Below are 19,569 nucleotides of genomic sequence, written 5' to 3' on the forward strand. Positions count from 1 at the left end.
CCATCACATCACGCTATCCAACATCATCACGTCCACCGTCTCCCCTATGGCTACGCTAGCTTGTCCGTGGTGCAGCACGATCAGGCCATTGGCCTGCACCATGGAGCTGAGCACGCCCGAGCCCTGGTTACCCGTAGTTTGAACCTGCAGCGAGCCATCTGGCGCGGTGCTGACCCGGCCGCGCTGGTATTCGGTGCGGCCAGGTTTTTTGCGGATGACTTCCTGGCTTTGGGCTTGGAGCAAAGGGCTTGGACGGGCGCTTGAGCCCATCATGTGCAACAGTGCCGGGCGCACAAAAGCCAGAAACGTCACCATCACCGCCACCGGGTTGCCAGGCAGGCCAAACAGCACGGCCGCGCCGGAGGTGTTCAGCGATGGGGTGTTCGTATGATTACTCTTATTTTGATAGCTGTTTGTGCTTTTTTTATAAGCACTAGAGGCCAATTTGTCTCTTGAAAGATAACCCACCGCCATGGGCCTGCCGGGGCGCATGGCAATTTTCCAGAAGGCCACGTCGCCGAGTTTTTTCATCATGGCTTTGGTGTAGTCGGCCTCACCCACGCTGACCCCACCGCTGGTGATGACTGCATCGGCCTGTAACGCGGCCTGCACAAAAGCCGCTTCCAGCGCCTCAGGCTGGTCACGCACCACGCCCATGTCGATCACCTGGCAGCCCAGGCGGGTGAGCAAGCCAAACACGGTGTAGCGGTTGCTGTCATACACCGCACCTTCACGCGGGGGCTCACCCAGGCTCAGGATTTCGTCACCGGTGGAAAAGTAGGCTACTTTCAGGCGGCGTAACACCGGCACGGTTTTGAGGCCCAAACTGGCCACCAGACCAAGTGCAGCGGGCGTAAGCAGCTCACCTTTTGGGAGTGCTGGCTGGCCTTGCATCAGGTCTTCGCCCTTGAAACGGCGGTTGTCACCGGTCTTCAGGATACCGGCAGGGATGTTGACCCGGTCATCTGCCAGGGTGCATAACTCTTGCGGCACCACGGTGTTCAGACCGGTGGGCATGATGGCCCCGGTCATGATGCGCACACATTCGCCAGGGTTCACCGTGCCGGCCCAGCCCTTGCCAGCCAGTGCGGTACCCACCACTTTCAGGGTGAGTGGTGCGTCAGGCGTGAGTTGTGCGCCATCCAGCGCAAAGCCGTCCATGGCCGAGTTGTCGTGTGGTGGCACGCTGATGGGGCTGATGATGTCGGCGGCCAGCACCCGGCCCAATGCGTCAAAAATGGCGACCTCTTCGACCTCGGTGACCGGCTCCACCAGCTGGTTCAAGAAGGTGTGAACCATGTCAGCACTCAGGGCCTGCGGGTCGTAGCCCGCGAGTTCACTGGCGATGTGTTCCAGCGTTTTCATGTGGAGCGGCTTTCAAGTTGTTGTAATTCGGCCAGGGTGTTGGTATTGAAAAAAGCCTGTGGGTTGTCTCCAGGCGCATCAAATGGCACCACGGCGGTTTTGTGCAGGGCTGTCCAAGCATCAATTTTGCGACCACCACCCTGGGTGAAGCGCACCAGGCTTTCCAGCAAATGCACGTTCAGCAGGCAAAACACGGGTTGTTTGCGGACCTGCATGTGACCGTCCTGGCCTGCCTCGGGTGCAGCGGCCATGGCGATGTCGGCCTCTTCCGCCGCCAGCGCGGTGGCCAGGCGCTGTGCCAGATCCAGTGGCAGCAGCGGGGTGTCGCACGGCACGGTGAGTAAATACGGGGTTTCGCAGCGTTCCAGTCCGGTCAGAAATCCAGCCAGGGGCCCTGGGTAGTCGGCCAGACCATCCGGCCAGACCGGCACACCAAACGATTCGTAGGCAGCCAGGTTGCGGTTGGCATTGATCATGATCTGACCCACACCGCCACTGATCTGCAGCCGGGTGAGGGTGTGCAGCGCCAGTGGGATGCCGTTGAAATTTTGCAGGCCCTTGTCAACCCCGCCCATACGCGAACCGCGTCCGCCCGCCAAAATAAGTGCGGTAATGTCTGTTGCTGGAATCAATTTAGCCTCCGATATAACTCATTTCAATCCGTTTGACCGGTGCGCCCGAGTCAATCGGCATGCTGCTGCGTTGTTCGGAATAGTTGTCCGTGCGGCCTTGCCAGATGTGTGCCACGGCGCTTTCCACATCGGCATCTGTGGCCTGGCCGCGAATCAGGCTGCGCAAGTCATAGCCTTGGCCCGCAAACAGGCACAGGTAGAGTTGGCCTTCGGTGGACAGGCGGGCGCGGTTGCAGTTGCCGCAAAATGCTTGTGTCACGCTGCTGATCACGCCAATTTCCCCGGCGGCAGGGTCATGCTGCCCCTGTGCGTTGGCATAACCCCAGCGCTGGGCGGTTTCGCCAGGTGAGCTGGGGTCGAGCTGCACCAAAGGCAGCTCAGACCGGATCAGTTGGATCACTTCACTGGACGGCATCACCTCGTTCATGCGCCAGCCATTGGTGGCCCCCACGTCCATGTATTCAATCAAACGCAGCACCATGCCCGAGCCTTTGAAGTGGCGTGCCATGGGCAAAATTTCTTGCGCATTGGTACCGCGTTTGACCACCATGTTGATCTTGATCGGCCCTAGACCCACAGCGCGTGCGGCTTCAATACCTTCGAGCACATCCGCCACTGGGAAATCCACGTCGTTCATGCTCCGAAAGACCACATCGTCCAGTCCGTCCAGGCTCACCGTCACGCGTTTCAGCCCGGCATCCTTGAGGGATTGGGCTTTGCGCGCCAGCAGTGAGCCGTTGGTGGTGAGGGTGATGTCCAGTGGTTGACCCTGCAGTGTGTGTAATACGGCGAGCTGTTCGATCAGTTTTTCCAGGTTTTTTCGCAGCAAAGGTTCGCCCCCTGTGAGGCGGATTTTTTGCACCCCGTGGGCCACAAAGACACGCGCCAGGCGGGTAATTTCTTCAAACGTCAGCAGGTCGGTGTGCCGGAGGTAGGCGTAGTTTTTGTCAAAAATCTCTTTCGGCATGCAGTAGTTGCAGCGAAAGTTGCAACGGTCAGTGACGCTGATACGCAAGTCATGCAAAACCCGTCCCCGGGTGTCAGCGATCAGTCCATTGGCGGTCAGGCGTGTGTCTGAATGAAATGCAGCCGCCGGCACAGCCAAACCGCTAGGCCTTTGGTCCATCAGGGGAATCACGCGGTGGGTGTCTCGATCAGTCATTGTGGTTATGCAGGCTTTTGCCTAAGTGATGATCAATTTTGGCATGAATAAAAAAGCCCGCTTGCGCGGGCTCTTATTGAACTTGAACCAGATCAAGCGCCGTGGATTTTCATCATCACTGGCACGATCAACAGGGCGACGATGTTGATGATTTTGATCAACGGGTTGATGGCCGGGCCGGCGGTATCTTTGTAAGGGTCACCCACGGTGTCACCGGTCACGGCGGCTTTGTGGGCTTCAGAGCCTTTGCCACCAAAATTGCCGTCTTCAATGTACTTTTTGGCGTTGTCCCAGGCACCACCACCGGTGCACATCGAGATGGCGACAAAGAGGCCGGTGACGATGGTTCCCATCAGCAAGCCCCCCAAAGCAGCCGGGCCAAGCAGCAAACCGACCAGAATCGGCACCACCACGGGCAACAGCGAGGGAATCATCATTTCCTTGATGGCAGCAGTGGTCAGCATATCCACCGCGGTGTCGTATTCCGGCTTGCCGGTGCCTTCCATGATGCCCTTGATGTCACGGAACTGGCGGCGCACTTCCACCACCACCGCACCTGCTGCGCGGCCTACAGCCTCCATGGCCATAGCACCAAACAGGTAGGGAATCAGGCCTCCAATAAAGAGACCAATGATGACCATGGGGTTGCTCAGGTCAAAGGTGATGTGTGTGCCATAGGCATCCAGCTTGTGGGTGTAGTCGGCAAACAGCACCAGTGCTGCCAGTCCGGCAGAGCCGATGGCATAACCTTTGGTGACCGCTTTGGTGGTGTTGCCCACAGCATCCAGCGGGTCGGTGATGTCGCGCACGCTCTTGGGCATCTCGCTCATTTCAGCAATACCACCGGCGTTGTCGGTGATCGGGCCATAAGCGTCCAGAGCCACCACGATACCGGCCATGCTGAGCATGGACGTGGCCGCAATCGCAATGCCATACAGGTTGGCAAAAGAATACGCGGTGTAGATCGCTACGCAGACAAACAGTACGGGCCAGGCGGTGGAGCGCATGGATACACCCAGACCTGCAATGATGTTGGTGCCGTGGCCGGTGGTGGAGGCTTGGGCGATGTGCTTCACTGGGGGGTATTGGGTGCCGGTGTAGTACTCGGTGATCACCACCAGGGCGGCGGTCAAAATCAGACCCACCGCACATGCTCCAAACAGCTTCATCTGGCTACCTGTGGCAGAAATGGCGTTGTCAGGGATCAGCCATTGCGTCACAAAGAAGAAGGCAATCAGCGACAAACCTCCGGCGACGGCCAGCCCTTTGTACAGTGCAGGCATCACATTCTTCATGCCGGGTGTTGCCTTGACGAAGAAGCAGCCAATGATGGAGGCCACGATGGACACGGCGCCGAGTGCCAGTGGATACACCACCGCGCTCATGCCTGCACCCGTGACCAGCAATGCACCCAGCACCATGGTGGCAATCAGCGTGACGGCATAGGTTTCAAACAAGTCAGCGGCCATACCCGCGCAGTCGCCCACGTTGTCGCCCACGTTGTCGGCAATCACGGCTGGGTTACGCGGGTCATCTTCGGGGATACCGGCTTCAACCTTGCCCACCAGGTCAGCACCCACGTCAGCGCCTTTGGTGAAAATGCCACCACCCAGGCGGGCAAAGATGGAGATGAGTGAGGAGCCAAACGCAAAACCAATCAAGGGGTTGAGCAAATGCGCCAGGTTTTTATCTGGAGTCATGTTGCCATTGCCAATCAGGAACCAGAAGAACCCGGTGACACCCAGCAGGCCCAGTCCGACCACCAGCATGCCGGTGATGGCACCGCCGCGGAAGGCCACATCAAGTGCCGGGCCAATGCCCTTGGTGGCGGCTTGTGCGGTGCGCACGTTGGCGCGAACCGAGACGTTCATGCCAATGAAGCCACAAGCGCCAGAGAGTACCGCGCCCACCACAAAACCAACCGCACTCAAGCCATCCAGAAAAACACCAATCAGAATAGCCAGCACCACACCAACCATGGCAATGGTTTTGTACTGTCGTGCCAAGTAAGCTGCGGCACCGGTTTGAATGGCGGCCGCAATTTCTTGCATTCGGGCGTTGCCCGCGTCCTGGGAAAGAATCCAGCTACGGGCCCAAAAGCCGTAGCCGACGGCGATCAAGCCGCAGATAAGCGCCAAGATCAGCGCAGAGTTGCCTGTCATAGATAAATCTCCTGTCTGTTGATTCGCGAGGTGGTGGTGCAACGCATTCGGCACCACCGCTGCGTTGCTTCCTCGCTGTCATATCCTGATAGGGGATTGACAAGAGCGATTGGCCAACGCTTGAACTGTACCGCTGAAATGTGACAATTTGCCACTGCGCAAGTGGCAAGTAAGTAAAATCGTGGTTAATCCTCCCCGTTTCTGATTTATCTCAAATTCAACTCCAACCATAGGCAACACACATGTCTTTAGATAACGTTACCCCCGGCACAAAATGCCCTGAACAATTTAATGTGATCATCGAAATTCCGATGAATGCTGACCCGGTCAAGTATGAAGTTGATCACGAAACCCATGCCATTTTTGTGGATCGTTTTATGAGTACGGCCATGCATTACCCCACCAACTATGGCTACGTGCCGCGCACCATCAGTGGTGACGGCGACCCGGTGGACGTGTTGGTGATCACCCCCGTGCCGTTGATTCCTGGCGTGGTGGTGACTTGCCGTGCCATTGGTATCCTGAAAATGGAAGACGAAGCGGGTATGGACGGCAAAGTGCTGGCAGTGCCGATTGACAAGATTTTGTCGCTCTACACACGCTGGCAAAAGCCGGAAGATTTGAGCCCGGTGCGTCTGAAAACCATTGCTCACTTTTTTGAGCATTACAAAGACCTGGAAGCCAACAAGTGGGTCAAGGTTCTGGGCTGGGAAGGCCCGGAAGCTGCCAAGCAAGAAATTCTGGAAGGTATTGCCAATTACAACGCGGCTCAAAACAAATAACAGTCTTTTTGCCTTTTAGCGCTTATGTATATTGCATAAGTAGCTATCAATAATATAGCGCCTGACGATCAGCATATCGGCAGGCGTTGTTATTTGTGGGGCTAAACTTGGGGCCCATTGATTCAACGGAGATAGTCATGAAGCTGTTGCGTTTTGGTCCTGCGGGCCAGGAAAAACCGGGTGTGCTGGATACCCAGGGGCGGGTGCGGGATTTGAGTGCAGTGGTGTCTGATATTGCCGGCTCGGTGTTGCTGCCTGAGGGTTTGGCTCGCTTGCGTGGTCTCGAGCTGGATGACTTGCCGCTGGTGGAGGGTGTGCCACAACAGGATTTACGTCTCGGCCCCTGTGTGGGGCAAGTTGGCAAATGTATTTGTATTGGTCTGAACTATGCTGACCACGCGGCGGAGTCTGGCATGCCAGTGCCACCGGAGCCTGTGGTGTTCAATAAATGGACCAGTGCCTTGTGTGGTCCAGACGATGTGGTACAGATTCCGCGTGGTTCTCTCAAAACCGACTGGGAGGTGGAGTTGGCCGTAGTGATTGGCCAAGGTGGTCGCTATATCTCCGAGAACGAAGCCATGAACCATGTGGCGGGTTATTGCGTCATGAACGATGTGTCTGAGCGCGATTTCCAGCTGAACCGCAGCGGTACCTGGGACAAGGGCAAGGGGTGTGACACGTTTGGTCCGCTCGGGCCTTGGTTGGTGACGGCAGATGAAGTGCCTGACCCACACAATTTGTCTTTGTGGCTGGAAGTTGATGGTCAGCGCATGCAAGACGGCAACACCGCCACCATGGTGTACAAGGTGCCGTTTTTGATCGGTTACCTCAGCCAGTTCATGAGCTTGCAGCCGGGAGACGTGATTTCTACCGGCACCCCGCCAGGTGTTGGTATGGGGCACAAGCCACCGGTGTTTTTGCGCGCCGGGCAAACCATGCGGTTGAGCGTTCAAGGGCTGGGTCAACAATTGCAAAAGGTGCTTCAGGCATGACACTCAAAATTTGTGTGGCCCAGTTGAATCTGGTGGTTGGTGACATGGCGGGTAACGCCAGAAAAATCATCGAGTCAGCACAAGCTGCGTACAAGGATGGTGCGCGCCTGGTGTTGACTCCTGAGTTGTCCATTTGTGGCTATGCCGCAGAAGATCTGTTTTTGCGATCAGCGTTTATTTCTGCCTGTGATGAGGCAGTGGTATCCGTGGCCGAGGCACTGGCTGATTTGAAAGACCTTTGTGTGGTGGTGGGGCATCCGACCGGTGGCGACCAGCGCACCCGTTCGGTGGCGGTGCAAACGCGCCTGAATGCGGCCAGTGTGCTGTGCGAGGGGCACGTTGTGGCCACTTACGCCAAGCGTGAATTGCCTAATTACCAAGTGTTTGATGAGCGGCGTTATTTCACCCCAGGGCAGGAGGTGTGCGTGTTTGAAGTGGGAGAGCCGGGCAACCGTCTCAGGGTCGGCTTGTTGATTTGTGAAGATGCCTGGTTTGATGCACCTGCCCGCGAAACGGCGCAAGCGGGGGCCGAGTTGCTGGTGGTAATTAATGCGTCGCCTTTTCATGTGGGCAAAGGTCATGAGCGTGAACAGATGATGCGCCAGCGGGTATTGGCCTGCGGGTTACCGCTGGTTTATGCCCACTTGGTGGGCGGGCAGGATGAGGTGGTTTTTGAAGGTCATTCATTTGCCTTGAATGCCAATGGCGGACTGGCTGGTCGGGCACCAAGTTTTATAGAAAATAGCCTTCTGGTGCAGGTAGATAAAGCGCATGCAGCTATTCTTTTAGAAGCAAAAATTGAACCGGATCGCTCATCGGATGCTGACTTGTGGGACGCTTTGGTGCTGGGGGTGCGCGATTACATCAACAAAAATGGTTTTCCTGGTGTGCTGCTTGGTTTGTCAGGTGGGATCGATTCTGCGCTGGTACTGGCGATTGCGGTGGATGCTTTGGGGCAAGAGCGGGTGCGTGCGGTGATGATGCCATCGCCCTATACCGCTGACATCAGCTGGATTGATGCGCGTGATATGGCACAACGGCTGGGTGTGCGCTATGACGAGTTGTCCATCGTGCCCGAGTTTGAGGCGTTCAAAGCCACGCTGGCCGGGGAGTTTAGTGGTCTGGCTGAAGATGCCACTGAGGAAAATATTCAAGCCCGTATTCGAGGCACTTTGCTGATGGCCTTGAGCAACAAGTTTGGCAGCATTGTGCTCACGACCGGTAACAAGTCCGAGATGGCTACCGGTTATTGCACGTTGTATGGCGACATGGCTGGCGGCTTTGCGGTGATCAAGGATTTGGCCAAAACCACGGTGTTCAGGCTGGCATGCTGGCGTAATACACATGACCCGTATGGCACAGGCGTAGAACCCATTCCAGAGCGCATCATCACGCGCCCACCGAGTGCTGAGTTGCGGCCTGACCAGAAAGATCAGGACAGTTTGCCGCCTTATGAGGTGCTCGATGGCATTTTGGAGCGCTATATGGAAAACGATGAGGGCATTGAACAAATCATCGCCGCTGGTTTTGCTCCGGCCGATGTGGAACGTGTGACCCGGCTGATCAAGATCAACGAATACAAGCGTCGCCAGTCACCCGTGGGGATTCGTGTGACGCATCGCAGCTTTGGCAAGGATTGGCGTTATCCTATAACCAATCGTTTTCGGGCCTGATACAAGGTCAGGATTCAGAACCTTTCCATCCATGTTTAATTATTGAGGTACTTCATGAAACAAATCACTGCCATCATCAAACCATTCAAGCTCGAAGAAGTGCGTGAAGGCCTGGCTGAATGTGGTGTGACAGGTTTGACCGTGACGGAAGTGAAAGGCTTTGGTCGTCAAAAGGGGCATACCGAGCTCTATCGCGGTGCGGAATATGTGGTGGACTTTTTGCCCAAAGTCAAAGTTGAAGTGGTTGTTAAAACCGATGATGTTGACCGCTGCGTGGATGCCATTGTGAAAGCCGCACACACCGGCAAAATCGGTGATGGCAAAATTTTTGTGACCCAGGTGGAGCGCGTGGTGCGTATTCGGACTGGCGAGATGGATGAATCCGCCATCTGAGAGCTTGCAGGTTCAAGGTTTGGGTGGGCTGGTGTCAATCAACTGTGTGCCAGCCAGCGCGTCGTGCCAAAACTGCTGATGTGGGTGAAACCGGCTCAAAACAGCCCATACCGCTACCCAGCCAACAAATATCACCATGGCCTCGCCACCCTTGAGTTCGAGCCACCAAGATGCCAGCAGAGGTGGTAACACCCATAGCCAACTCCACAGGTAGCGTATAAAAGCGCGGGTTTGCGTGAGAGGTTTTCCAGCGAGATCCAGTACGCGGATGTGCCAGGTTTTCATGGCCAGCGTTTGTCCCTTGGCCCATAGCCAGACAAAATAAATACCAAACACCACAAAAAGAAAAGCTTGCAGTGCGTGGCGATTGTCCATGGCGTTTTTGGTTTGACTCAGGGCACCAAACAAATAGCCTGAAATAAAAACCACGCCAAACAGCAACATGCCTTCGTATAGCCAGCAGGCCATGCGACGCAGCAAGCCAGGGGTTATTTGGGACGGTGAAGAGCCAGAAGTCATAAGCTGAATTGAAAAGAATCGTTTTTTTGCGCAGGCGTTTAATTTAGCTTATTGCGCACGAGCGGCTGAGCTTGCCGTCTGTGGTTTGGTCGGTTTGACTGGTTTTTTTACATAAGGGGCGAGCGGCAGCTTAGGCGCAGATGCCGCCAGCGTTTTTTTTTGTTCTGCGGTCAAGGTCTGGTAGACCTCCCAGCGTTCCACTTTATCTTCAACTGGGAGTTGCTGGGTTTTGGTGAAATTCAAACGGGCTTGTGTGCGTTGTCGTGGTGTTAAGGCGGCCCACTGCACCATACGGGCATGGAGACGCTCTTTTTCCGGATCGGATAAGTGACGGTAATTGACGCTCAGGGCGATCCATTTTTTCTTCTGAGGGGCGCTTAAATTAGGCCAGACTACGGCCAAGGGCTGCAGCGCTTGTTGTTGGGCGCTCGTCAATATTGTCCATTCCAGATCGGTCAACTTGCTTGGCAAGACCGATTGGCTGGCACTGGAAACAGGCATTGCTGTCGGATTGATAGTTTGGGCATGGGCTTTAGTTTGGGCATGGGCTTGCAGGGAGAATAACCCAGTAAAAACCAAACCAGTGAAGGCAAGCCTGAATACCGTCAGTATTCGCAGAAAGTGCAACTTCATCGCGTTACAAAGTCTCTGCCGGGTAACTCAGTTTCAAGAAGTGTTTGAAACCTGGGTCAAGATAAGCTGCGGGTGGTAAATCGTCGGTGAGCAATACGTTGTCAATATCGGCAGCATCTTGTGCAAAGTTGTCACTTTGGATGGTGTCAATCATCCAAAGGCCGAATAAAAGTGCCAGCAACATACCAATACCACTGAACTGTTGCCATCTAGAGGGGCGATCAGGGAGGCTGAGGGTTTGTCCAGAAGCCGATTGGCTGGCAACCGCAAGACGTATTTGGGCCTCTTGAACAAGCACGCTGCGACGCTGATCCACCGCTTGCTCCCGGGCTGCGCGCAGGCGTTGCAAGGTGTAGCTGTCGATGTCGTCTACACGTTTTAATAATCTTTGGGCCATACGCTGGCCTGCCAAGTCAAGTGTTGGGCTGATATCGTGTTGACGATAGGATTTGCTGATTTGATTCATAGCCGGATTCCTTTTGCTGTTAGCGATTTGAGCAAGGCATGTATCGCTCTTGAGCAATGCGTTTTGACGCTGCCTTGTGAGCAGCCCATGGCAGTTGCTGTTTCCGCTACATCCATATCTTCCCAGTAACGTAATAGAAAGGCTTCGCGTTGACGGTTGGGCAGTAATAATAATTCTTGCTCAATGGAAAGCAAAGTTTGTGCCCGTTGGCTATTGGTCTCTGGATTGTCAAATTCAGCGGATTGCTCGGCTGTTGAAAGGCCCTCCAAAATGTCAAAACTATCCTCTTCACCGTCAGACTGAAAGTCGCTGAAGGATGAAAACATGGCGTTTTTCACTTTTTGCCGCCTGAACCAATCCAGTGTGGTGTTGGTCAGGATGCGCTGAAACAGCATGGGAAACTCTTCGGGAGATTTGTCACCATAGTGTTCGGCCAGTTTCATCATGCTGTCTTGCACAATGTCCAGGGCAGACTCGTCATTACGAACATGGTAAGCCGTGCGTTTGAATGCGCGTTTTTCGACGCTTTTCAAAAAATCCGAGAGTTCAGCGGGTGTTGCCAAGGGTAAGACTGTGAAAAGTGGTCGATGAAGGCGGTTTTGCCCATGCTGGGTAATATCACCTGCTCAGCAGCAGGATTATTGCATTACAAGAAGCCTTCCAAGTGCTCCTTGGACAATGCGATAATCTCGCGGCTCAATAACGCAAACGGGTCAAGGTTCGGCGCAAAATACAGTGCGCTTATGGTTTTGGCCTTAAGTTTCGATACAACATCACAAGTGTTTGTAAAGAAGCACCCAAGGTTTTTCGTCAGAGAAATTCACAAAGGTTCATCATGGAAATATCAAAAGCCGATACTTCGGCATCAAATTCATCTAATTCTCATCACGTGACTAAAGCCAAACACGAGGCTGCGGGCTCTGAGCATGAGCTTCGTGGCGCTGAAATTTTGATCAAGGCTTTGCAGGCAGAGGGTGTCAAGTTCGTTTGGGGTTACCCAGGTGGTGCGGTTTTGCACATTTATGATGCATTCTTCAAGCAAGATACCATTCAGCATATTCTGGTTCGTCATGAACAAGCAGCTGTGCATGCTGCAGACGGATACGCTCGTGCAACGGGTGACGTGGGTGTGGCGCTGGTGACATCTGGGCCCGGTGCAACAAATGCAGTGACCGGCATTGCGACGGCCTACATGGACAGCATTCCCATGGTCATCATCAGTGGGCAGGTACCTACACATGCCATCGGCATGGATGCCTTCCAAGAGTGTGACACGGTGGGGATTACTCGCCCGGTGGTTAAACACAATTTTTTAGTCAAGGATGCACGTGATCTGGCAGAAACCTTGAAAAAGGCCTTTCACATTGCGCGTAGTGGTCGCCCTGGTCCTGTGGTTGTGGACATCCCTAAAGACGTGTCGTTTAAAAAAGTGCCCTACCACGGTTACCCGCAGTCGGTCGAGATGCGTTCATACAACCCAGTGCGCAAAGGTCATGGAGGTCAAATCCGCAAAGCCTTGCAATTGTTATTGGCAGCTAAACGCCCTTACATCTATACCGGCGGTGGTGTGTTGTTGAGCAATGCTTCCAATGAACTTCGTCAATTGGTCGATATGCTCGGCTACCCCTGTACAAATACTTTGATGGGCTTAGGCGCTTATCCAGCCAGTGATCGGAAGTTTTTGGGTATGCTGGGCATGCACGGTACCGTGGAAGCCAACAACGCCATGCAGAACTGCGATGTGTTGCTGGCAGTTGGTGCGCGTTTTGACGACCGAGTGATTGGTAATCCGAAGCATTTTGCTCAAAACGAACGCAAGATCATTCATATTGATATTGACCCTTCAAGCATCTCAAAGCGCGTCAGGGTGGACATTCCGATTGTGGGGGATGTCAAAGATGTTCTGACCGAAATGATTGCCATGATCAAGGAAGGTACAGCCAAACCAGATGCGGATGCACTGGGTGCTTGGTGGGATGTGATCGAAGGCTGGCGCAAGACCAATTGCCTGAAATATGACCATGGCAAAAATGACATCATCAAGCCACAGTATGTGGTGGAAACCTTGTGGAACATGACCAAAGATGTGGATACATACATCACTTCTGACGTGGGTCAACACCAGATGTGGGCGGCACAGTATTACCGTTTTGATGAGCCTCGCCGTTGGATCAATTCGGGCGGTTTAGGTACCATGGGCGTGGGTATTCCTTACGCCATGGGCATCAAGTTGGCCAAGCCTGAAAGTGAGGTTTTTTGTGTCACGGGAGAGGGTTCTGTGCAAATGTGCATCCAGGAACTCTCTACCTGCTTGCAATACAACACGCCCATCAAGATTGTGGCACTTAATAACCGCTATCTGGGCATGGTACGTCAATGGCAAGAAGTGGAATATGAGGGGCGCTACAGCCATAGCTACATGGATGCGTTGCCCAATTTTGTGAAACTGGCAGAAGCTTATGGGCACGTGGGCATGCTGATTGAACGTGCCTCTGATGTAGAGCCAGCACTACGCGAAGCACGCAAGCTGAAAGACCGCACGGTATTCATGGATTTCCGCACGGATCCCACTGAAAACGTCTTCCCTATGGTGCAGGCTGGGAAAGGCATCACCGAAATGCTGTTGAGTTCGGAGGATCTTTGATCATGAAACACATCATTGCAGTATTGCTTGAAAATGAGGCAGGTGCCCTGTCTCGTGTGGTGGGCCTTTTTTCTGCCCGTGGCTACAACATTGAGTCACTTACCGTGGCACCTACTGAAGACCCTAGTTTGTCACGAATGACCATTCAGACACATGGCTCAGATGAGGTGATTGAGCAAATCACCAAGCATTTGAACCGGCTGATTGAAGTGGTCAAAGTGGTTGATCTCACCGAGGGTGCATACACCGAGCGTGAATTGATGATGGTGAAGGTGCGTGCGGTAGGTAAAGAGCGTGAAGAGATGAAGCGCATGGCGGATATTTTCCGGGGGCGCATCATTGATGTGACAGAGAAAAGCTACACCATTGAGCTCACTGGCGATCAGTCCAAAAATGATGCGTTTTTGGATGCTATTGAGCGTGGTGCAATTTTGGAAACAGTACGCACAGGCTCTAGCGGTATTGGCCGTGGTGAGCGAATTTTGCGGGTTTAATTTTTTACAACGGAGAGTTAGATGAAAGTTTTTTACGACAAAGATTGTGATTTGAGCCTGATCAAGGGTAAGACCGTGGCCATCATTGGCTACGGCAGTCAAGGGCACGCTCATGCACAGAATCTGAACGACAGTGGTGTCAGTGTGGTCGTGGGTCTTCGTAAAGGGGGAGCATCCTGGGACAAAGTGGGCAAGGCTGGCTTGAACGTGATGGAAGTCAATGACGCTGTCAAAATTGCCGATGTGGTCATGATTCTGTTGCCTGACGAGCAAATTGCAGATGTCTATACCAACAATGTGGCTCCCAACATCAAGCAAGGTGCCTCTTTGGTATTCGCACATGGCTTCAACGTACATTACAACCAAGTTATGCCCCGTGCTGATCTGGATGTGTGGATGGTGGCACCAAAGGCACCAGGCCACACGGTTCGGAATACGTACACCCAAGGTGGTGGTGTGCCACATTTGATTGCCATCCATCAAGACAAGAGCGGTAAGGCTCGTGAACTGGCTTTGTCCTATGCGATGGCCAATGGTGGCGGCAAGGCTGGCATCATTGAAACTTCATTCAAAGAAGAAACCGAAACCGACTTGTTTGGTGAGCAGGCCGTGTTGTGTGGTGGCGCTGTTGAGCTGATCAAGATGGGTTTTGAAACCCTAGTGGAAGCTGGTTATGCGCCAGAAATGGCTTACTTTGAGTGCTTGCATGAGCTGAAACTCATCGTAGATCTGATTTATGAAGGCGGCATTGCCAACATGAATTACTCCATTTCCAACAATGCAGAATACGGCGAATACGTGACCGGTCCTGAGGTGATCAATGCTCAGAGTCGTGAAGCTATGCGCAATGCCTTGAAACGCATTCAAAATGGTGACTATGCCAAGTCTTTCATTCTGGAAGGCCGCACCAATTACCCCAGCATGACGGCACGTCGTCGCAACACTGCAGATCACCAGATTGAGATCGTCGGTGGTCAATTGCGGGCCATGATGCCTTGGATTGCCAAAAACAAACTGGTTGATCAAACACGTAACTGATTGGCTTCAGTACGCCTGCGCACAAAGGCCACTTCGGTGGCCTTTGTTATTATGGAGATTCTCTAAAAGTCAAATGAATGGATGATGTGAATACAACTAACCCGAATCATGATGACAATGTGGTGGGTAAAAAGCGCCGCAAGGGCATCTACATTTTGCCCAATATGTTTACATTGGCAGCGCTTTTTGGCGGGTTTTATGCCATTGTCATGGCGATCAATGGTCGGTTTGACATGGCTGCCGTTGGTATCTTTTGCGCTATGGTGCTTGATAGTCTGGATGGTCGTGTGGCCCGCATGACCAATACTCAAAGTGCTTTTGGTGAGCAAATGGATTCCTTGTCTGACATGGTATCTTTTGGAGCGGCCCCGGCGCTGATTGCTTATGTTTGGGCCCTCAAAGGTTTGGGGCGTTGGGGCTGGATTGCGGCTTTTGTGTATTGCGCCTGTGCCGCTTTGCGCTTGGCACGTTTTAATGTGAATACCGCTGTGGTGGATAAGCGTTATTTTCAAGGATTACCTTCTCCTGCTGCCGCTGCTTTGGTCGCTGGCTTTATCTGGGTCATGACAGATTTAGGGTTAGAAGGTGCGCAATGGGCTTGGCCAATGTTTGTTGTATCACTTTATTCTGGTCTGACCATGGTGACCAATGTGCCGTTTTACAGCTTCAAAGATATCCAGATGAAGCGAAGTGTGCCATTTGTGGTTATTGTGCTGATTGCCATAGGGATTGCGGTGATCAATATCGATCCACCGATTGTGATGTTTGCTTTGTTTGTTATTTACGGGTTAAGTGGTTACGCTTTGTACTTCTGGCGTAAGGCCAAAGGGATTCCTACAAGTGTTATCAGTACCTCCACAGATGAGCCGGACGAGAGAGGCCTGCACAAGTGAATGCTTGTGGTATATTGACAGCATGCATGCATTTTTACTACAGCTAGGCCCGTTATTTATGGGGCGAAGTGGTTAGCAGGTAATTGCATCAAAACCTAAAGCCCGTTAGCAGCCGCGACGGGCTTTTTTGTTGACTAAACAAAGTCCATCTTTTAGGTAACAGCACTGGAGAAATAGCATGTCAGACAAATTGGTCATTTTTGACACTACTTTGCGTGATGGCGAACAGTCGCCTGGCGCATCCATGACACGTGATGAAAAATTGCGTATTGCACGCCAATTGGAACGTTTGAAAGTTGATGTGATAGAGGCAGGATTTGCTGCCAGCTCCAATGGCGATTTTGAAGCCATCAAAGCCATTGCCAATACGATCAAGGATTCGACAGTATGTTCGCTGTCACGGGCCAATGACCGTGATATTACGCTGGCTGCGGATGCACTTCAGGGAGCCAGTAGGGCGCGTATTCACACTTTTATTGCAACTTCTCCCGTGCATATGGAGAAAAAATTGCGTATGACTCCTGAACAAGTGCTTGAACAAGCTAAGCAGTCAGTCCGTTTTGCGCGTAATCGGGTTGCGGATATTGAGTTCAGTGCCGAAGATGCCTACCGCAGTGAAGAGGATTTCTTATGCCGTGTCATTGAGGCTGTAATCAACGAGGGAGCCACCACCATCAATGTACCTGATACCGTGGGGTACGCTATTCCTGAGTTGTATGGTAATTTCATCAAAACGCTGCGTGAACGTGTACCCAATTCAGACAAGGCCATTTGGTCGGTGCATTGCCACAATGATCTTGGCATGGCGGTTGCCAACTCACTGGCCGGTGTGAAGATTGGCGGAGCTCGTCAAATTGAATGCACCATCAACGGCCTGGGTGAACGTGCCGGAAATTGCAGCCTTGAAGAGGTTGTGATGGCAATGAGAACGAGGCGTGATTACTTTGATTTGGATGTGCGAGTTGATGCAACTCAGATTCTGGCAGCCAGCCGTATGGTAAGTCAGACCACTGGCTTTGTAGTCCAACCCAACAAGGCCATCGTGGGGGCCAATGCTTTTGCACACGCCTCAGGAATTCACCAGGACGGCATCATGAAAGCACGCGATACCTATGAGATCATGCGTGCTGAAGATGTGGGATGGTCGGCCAATAAAATCATCATGGGTAAGCTAAGTGGACGAAACGCGTTCAAACAACGCTTGCAAGAGTTGGGTGTGCAAATGGACAGTGAAGCAGAAGTGAACTTGGCATTTGCCAAGTTCAAAGAGCTTGCTGACCGCAAGAGCGAAATTTTCGACGAAGACATTCTGGCTTTGGTCAGTGAAGAAAACATTGCACAAAGTCACGACCAATATGGCTTCGTCTCACTTGCCCAACACAGCGAAACTGGTGAATTGCCCCAAGCTACCGTGGTCATGACCATCGGTGGTCACGAGGTCACGGGAACGGCCAATGGCAATGGCCCGGTGGATGCTTCACTCAAGGCCATCGAAGTGCACGTCAAGAGTGGTTCGGAAATGGTGCTTTATTCGGTGAATGCGATCAGCGGTTCGACTGAAAGTCAGGGAGAGGTGACGGTGCGTTTACAGCATAGTGGCCGAGTGGTGAATGGCGTGGGTGCAGATCCAGACATTGTGGTGGCTTCTGCCAAGGCCTATTTGAACGCTCTGAACAAGCTTCAAAGCCAGACTAATCGAGTGGCTGCACAGGGATAAAGCGATTATTTTGGTTTAAGAAAGTCTCGCAACTAATTGGTATTGCGAGACTTTTTAAGATTAAACTCAACTCCTTGGAAATCCCTGTGCCAGGAAAAAATATGACAAAAATTATTTACAAGAGTTTTTTTGGTAAAAAAACGCGAAGTTTGATTTGTCTTTTGAGTTTGCTGAGTTGGTTGGCGTGGTCACCTGCGGCAATGGCAGTCTCGCCCAAACCACAGGTCAGTAAAACCAAAAAGGCAGCGCTTGTCTCCAAGCGGCGGGTCAGCAAATCCTTTGCTACAAATAAGCATAAACATGCAGCGAAAATCCAGGCATTCGTAGTCAAACCTTCATTTGGGCAGATTGCTGGATTGCATGCCTCTCAAGACAATCTGAACTTAAAGTCCAGCGTGGCCCTGGTGGTTGATCAAGAGACGAATGAGATTCTTTTTAGCAAAAATGACAAGGCGGTGCTGCCCATTGCCTCGCTGACCAAACTGATGACCGGTCTGCTTGTGAGTGAGGCTAACTTGCCTGCTGACGACAAAATCACGATCACGCAAGAGGATGTGGACACCGAAAAAGGCAGCTCGTCACGCCTTCGTGTAGGTACAGAGCTCAGTCGGGGTGAGTTGCTGCACTTGGCGCTGATGTCCAGCGAAAATCGTGCGGCGCATGCTTTGGCTCGGACTTACCCCGGTGGTTTGACAACGTTCATTGATTTGATGAACAAGAAGGCCAAACTTCTAGGCATGAAAGACACTCATTATGTCGAACCCACAGGCTTATCGAGCCAAAATCAGTCAAGTGCGCGTGATTTGGTCAAGTTGGTGGATACTGCACATCAGGTTCCGCTGTTGCGAGAGTTAACCACTTCGCCGGGCTACCAAGTAGAAGTAGGTAGTAGGATGCTTCAATTCAACAATACCAATCGGTTGGTTAAAAATCCAACCTGGGATATTGGGTTACAAAAAACAGGCTACATCTCTGAGGCAGGGCGTTGTTTGGTGATGCAAGCCAAAGTCGCTGGCCGTCAATTGATCATGGTTTTTCTAGATTCTGCGGGAACATTAACCCGTCTGGCAGATGCAGAGCGGGTTCGTCATTGGGTTGAAGCTGCGGCCACTGTTTCGCCTGGCTTGCACCCCACTGTCGCAGGTGCAAGCAAAGTCATGTAGCCTGTTTGTCAGGCATCAACTCTTGAGGGGTTGGTAGCCCAAGTTTTGAGAAATTTCTCGGGTGGTGGCTTTGAGTTTGTCGAGCCATGCTTCGTCAAGCCTCCCTGCTGGGGCAGAAATTGACAAACCTGCCACCAGCTTGCCTTGGTCATCGTAAATACCTGCCGCCATACAGCGCACGCCTAACTCAAGTTCTTCGTTATCGTTCGCATACGCATCACGGCGCACTTTACCAAGCTCTCGTTCCAAGGCTGGCAATTGTGTCAAACTGTTTTTGGTATGCCCACTCAAGCCAGTTCTCGCTGCATAGGCTCGAACTTTTTGAATATCGTCGGCAGCCAAAAAAAGTTTCCCTACCGATGTCAAATGTAAGGGAGCCCGGCCACCAATGGCCCGAATCACCTGCATGCCTGAGCGCTCGCTAAAGGAGCGTTCCACATACACAATTTCGTCACCCTGACGCATGCTTAGATTAACCGGCTGTTGAGTCAAACGATGCAGCTCACGCATAGGCCCCAAGGCAGCATCACGAACATTCAATCTGTTTTTTACCAAATTACCCAACTCCAGCAATCGCATTCCGAGTCGGTAGTTACCGGGTTGCGGACGATCAACAAAACGACCGATTGCCAGGTCGTTCAATATTCGGTGTGCGGTGGAAGGATGTAAGCCTGTTTTTTCACTGATCTCTTTGAGAGAAATGGCTTCTTCGCGAGAGGCTAGGACATCCATCAATGCGAACAATCGTTCAATCACTTGCACCGTGGGGGTGGTGGGAATTCCATTCTCTGGATGGCGCATGAAAACTCCTATTTTGTAGCCTCTATTTTATCTTGTGAAA

At 52.5% G+C, this 19,569-nt stretch carries 19 protein-coding genes; 10 read left to right on the plus strand and 9 right to left on the minus strand.

The window, feature by feature from the left end:
* Positions 1 to 3: 3 nt before the first annotated feature.
* From moeA to LDN84_RS08075, 4 genes are all read right to left on the minus strand, one after another.
* Positions 4 to 1,365 carry a molybdopterin molybdotransferase MoeA gene (moeA, locus tag LDN84_RS08060; RefSeq protein WP_223910905.1) on the minus strand — a complete coding sequence of 454 codons (1,362 nt, stop codon included), beginning with the start codon at positions 1,363 to 1,365 and terminating at the stop codon, positions 4 to 6.
* Positions 1,362 to 1,997 (minus strand): molybdenum cofactor guanylyltransferase MobA, encoded by a 636-nt coding sequence (gene mobA / locus LDN84_RS08065; RefSeq protein ID WP_223910908.1) that lies wholly within the window; start codon positions 1,995 to 1,997, stop codon positions 1,362 to 1,364. Before mobA ends, moeA begins: the two co-directional genes overlap by 4 nt.
* 1 nt (position 1,998) lies before the next feature.
* On the minus strand, positions 1,999 to 3,159 hold the full coding sequence (gene moaA / locus LDN84_RS08070) for a GTP 3',8-cyclase MoaA (RefSeq protein ID WP_223910912.1): 1,161 nt from the start codon (positions 3,157 to 3,159) through the stop codon (positions 1,999 to 2,001).
* 92 nt (positions 3,160 to 3,251) lie between these two features.
* On the minus strand, positions 3,252 to 5,321 hold the full coding sequence (locus LDN84_RS08075; protein ID WP_223910915.1) for a sodium-translocating pyrophosphatase: 2,070 nt from the start codon (positions 5,319 to 5,321) through the stop codon (positions 3,252 to 3,254).
* 242 nt (positions 5,322 to 5,563) lie between these two features.
* Between LDN84_RS08075 and ppa the strand changes: the two genes are divergently transcribed.
* From ppa to LDN84_RS08095, 4 genes are all read left to right on the plus strand, one after another.
* Positions 5,564 to 6,103 carry an inorganic diphosphatase gene (gene ppa / locus LDN84_RS08080; protein ID WP_223910917.1) on the plus strand — a complete coding sequence of 180 codons (540 nt, stop codon included), beginning with the start codon at positions 5,564 to 5,566 and terminating at the stop codon, positions 6,101 to 6,103.
* 137 nt (positions 6,104 to 6,240) lie between these two features.
* Positions 6,241 to 7,095 (plus strand): fumarylacetoacetate hydrolase family protein, encoded by an 855-nt coding sequence (locus LDN84_RS08085; protein ID WP_223910919.1) that lies wholly within the window; start codon positions 6,241 to 6,243, stop codon positions 7,093 to 7,095.
* Positions 7,092 to 8,768: an NAD+ synthase gene (locus LDN84_RS08090; protein ID WP_223910922.1), complete on the plus strand. Its 1,677-nt coding sequence runs from the start codon at positions 7,092 to 7,094 to the stop codon at positions 8,766 to 8,768. The genes LDN84_RS08085 and LDN84_RS08090 overlap by 4 nt, the downstream gene beginning before the upstream one ends.
* Positions 8,769 to 8,822: 54 nt before the next feature.
* Positions 8,823 to 9,161, plus strand: a complete 339-nt coding sequence (locus tag LDN84_RS08095) for a P-II family nitrogen regulator (protein ID WP_223910925.1) — start codon at positions 8,823 to 8,825, stop codon at positions 9,159 to 9,161.
* 12 nt (positions 9,162 to 9,173) lie between these two features.
* On the opposite strand, the gene LDN84_RS08100 is transcribed toward LDN84_RS08095, so the two are convergent.
* The 4 genes from LDN84_RS08100 to LDN84_RS08115 are packed head-to-tail and all read right to left on the minus strand — an operon-like array spanning position 9,174 to position 11,342.
* The gene (locus tag LDN84_RS08100) at positions 9,174 to 9,680 is read right to left on the minus strand and encodes an RDD family protein (protein WP_223910927.1); all 507 of its coding nucleotides are present in this window, start codon (positions 9,678 to 9,680) and stop codon (positions 9,174 to 9,176) included.
* A 48-nt stretch (positions 9,681 to 9,728) separates the two neighbouring features.
* Complete coding sequence (locus LDN84_RS08105) at positions 9,729 to 10,313, minus strand: DUF3106 domain-containing protein (RefSeq protein WP_223910930.1); 585 nt, start codon at positions 10,311 to 10,313, stop codon at positions 9,729 to 9,731.
* 4 nt (positions 10,314 to 10,317) lie between these two features.
* A complete protein-coding gene (locus LDN84_RS08110; RefSeq protein ID WP_223910934.1) occupies positions 10,318 to 10,779 on the minus strand; it encodes a DUF3619 family protein in 462 nt (153 codons plus the stop codon).
* Positions 10,776 to 11,342 carry an RNA polymerase sigma factor gene (locus tag LDN84_RS08115; protein WP_223910937.1) on the minus strand — a complete coding sequence of 189 codons (567 nt, stop codon included), beginning with the start codon at positions 11,340 to 11,342 and terminating at the stop codon, positions 10,776 to 10,778. Before LDN84_RS08115 ends, LDN84_RS08110 begins: the two co-directional genes overlap by 4 nt.
* Before the next feature lie 272 nt (positions 11,343 to 11,614).
* Here LDN84_RS08115 and LDN84_RS08120 point away from each other — a divergent pair, with 272 nt between their 5' ends.
* The 6 genes from LDN84_RS08120 to pbpG all read left to right on the plus strand — a co-directional run bounded on the left by LDN84_RS08120 (position 11,615) and on the right by pbpG (position 18,728).
* Positions 11,615 to 13,423, plus strand: coding sequence for an acetolactate synthase 3 catalytic subunit (locus LDN84_RS08120; RefSeq protein WP_223910939.1), 1,809 nt, complete (start codon positions 11,615 to 11,617; stop codon positions 13,421 to 13,423).
* Between the two features lie 2 nt (positions 13,424 to 13,425).
* Positions 13,426 to 13,917, plus strand: coding sequence for an acetolactate synthase small subunit (gene ilvN / locus LDN84_RS08125; RefSeq protein WP_223910941.1), 492 nt, complete (start codon positions 13,426 to 13,428; stop codon positions 13,915 to 13,917).
* A 21-nt stretch (positions 13,918 to 13,938) separates the two neighbouring features.
* The gene (ilvC, locus tag LDN84_RS08130) at positions 13,939 to 14,955 is read left to right on the plus strand and encodes a ketol-acid reductoisomerase (protein ID WP_223910943.1); all 1,017 of its coding nucleotides are present in this window, start codon (positions 13,939 to 13,941) and stop codon (positions 14,953 to 14,955) included.
* 77 nt (positions 14,956 to 15,032) lie between these two features.
* Positions 15,033 to 15,848, plus strand: a complete 816-nt coding sequence (gene pssA, locus LDN84_RS08135) for a CDP-diacylglycerol--serine O-phosphatidyltransferase (RefSeq protein ID WP_223910946.1) — start codon at positions 15,033 to 15,035, stop codon at positions 15,846 to 15,848.
* Positions 15,849 to 16,026: 178 nt separating this feature from the next.
* Positions 16,027 to 17,565 (plus strand): 2-isopropylmalate synthase, encoded by a 1,539-nt coding sequence (locus LDN84_RS08140; RefSeq protein ID WP_223910949.1) that lies wholly within the window; start codon positions 16,027 to 16,029, stop codon positions 17,563 to 17,565.
* 74 nt (positions 17,566 to 17,639) lie between these two features.
* A complete protein-coding gene (pbpG, locus tag LDN84_RS08145) occupies positions 17,640 to 18,728 on the plus strand; it encodes a D-alanyl-D-alanine endopeptidase (RefSeq protein ID WP_223910951.1) in 1,089 nt (362 codons plus the stop codon).
* Positions 18,729 to 18,743: 15 nt separating this feature from the next.
* Here pbpG and LDN84_RS08150 read toward each other — a convergent pair whose 3' ends face one another.
* Positions 18,744 to 19,529: an IclR family transcriptional regulator gene (locus LDN84_RS08150; RefSeq protein WP_223910954.1), complete on the minus strand. Its 786-nt coding sequence runs from the start codon at positions 19,527 to 19,529 to the stop codon at positions 18,744 to 18,746.
* Between the last annotated feature and the right edge of the window lie 40 nt (positions 19,530 to 19,569).

The organism is Rhodoferax lithotrophicus, from assembly GCF_019973615.1.
GTDB classification, from domain to species: Bacteria; Pseudomonadota; Gammaproteobacteria; order Burkholderiales; family Burkholderiaceae_C; genus Rhodoferax; species Rhodoferax lithotrophicus.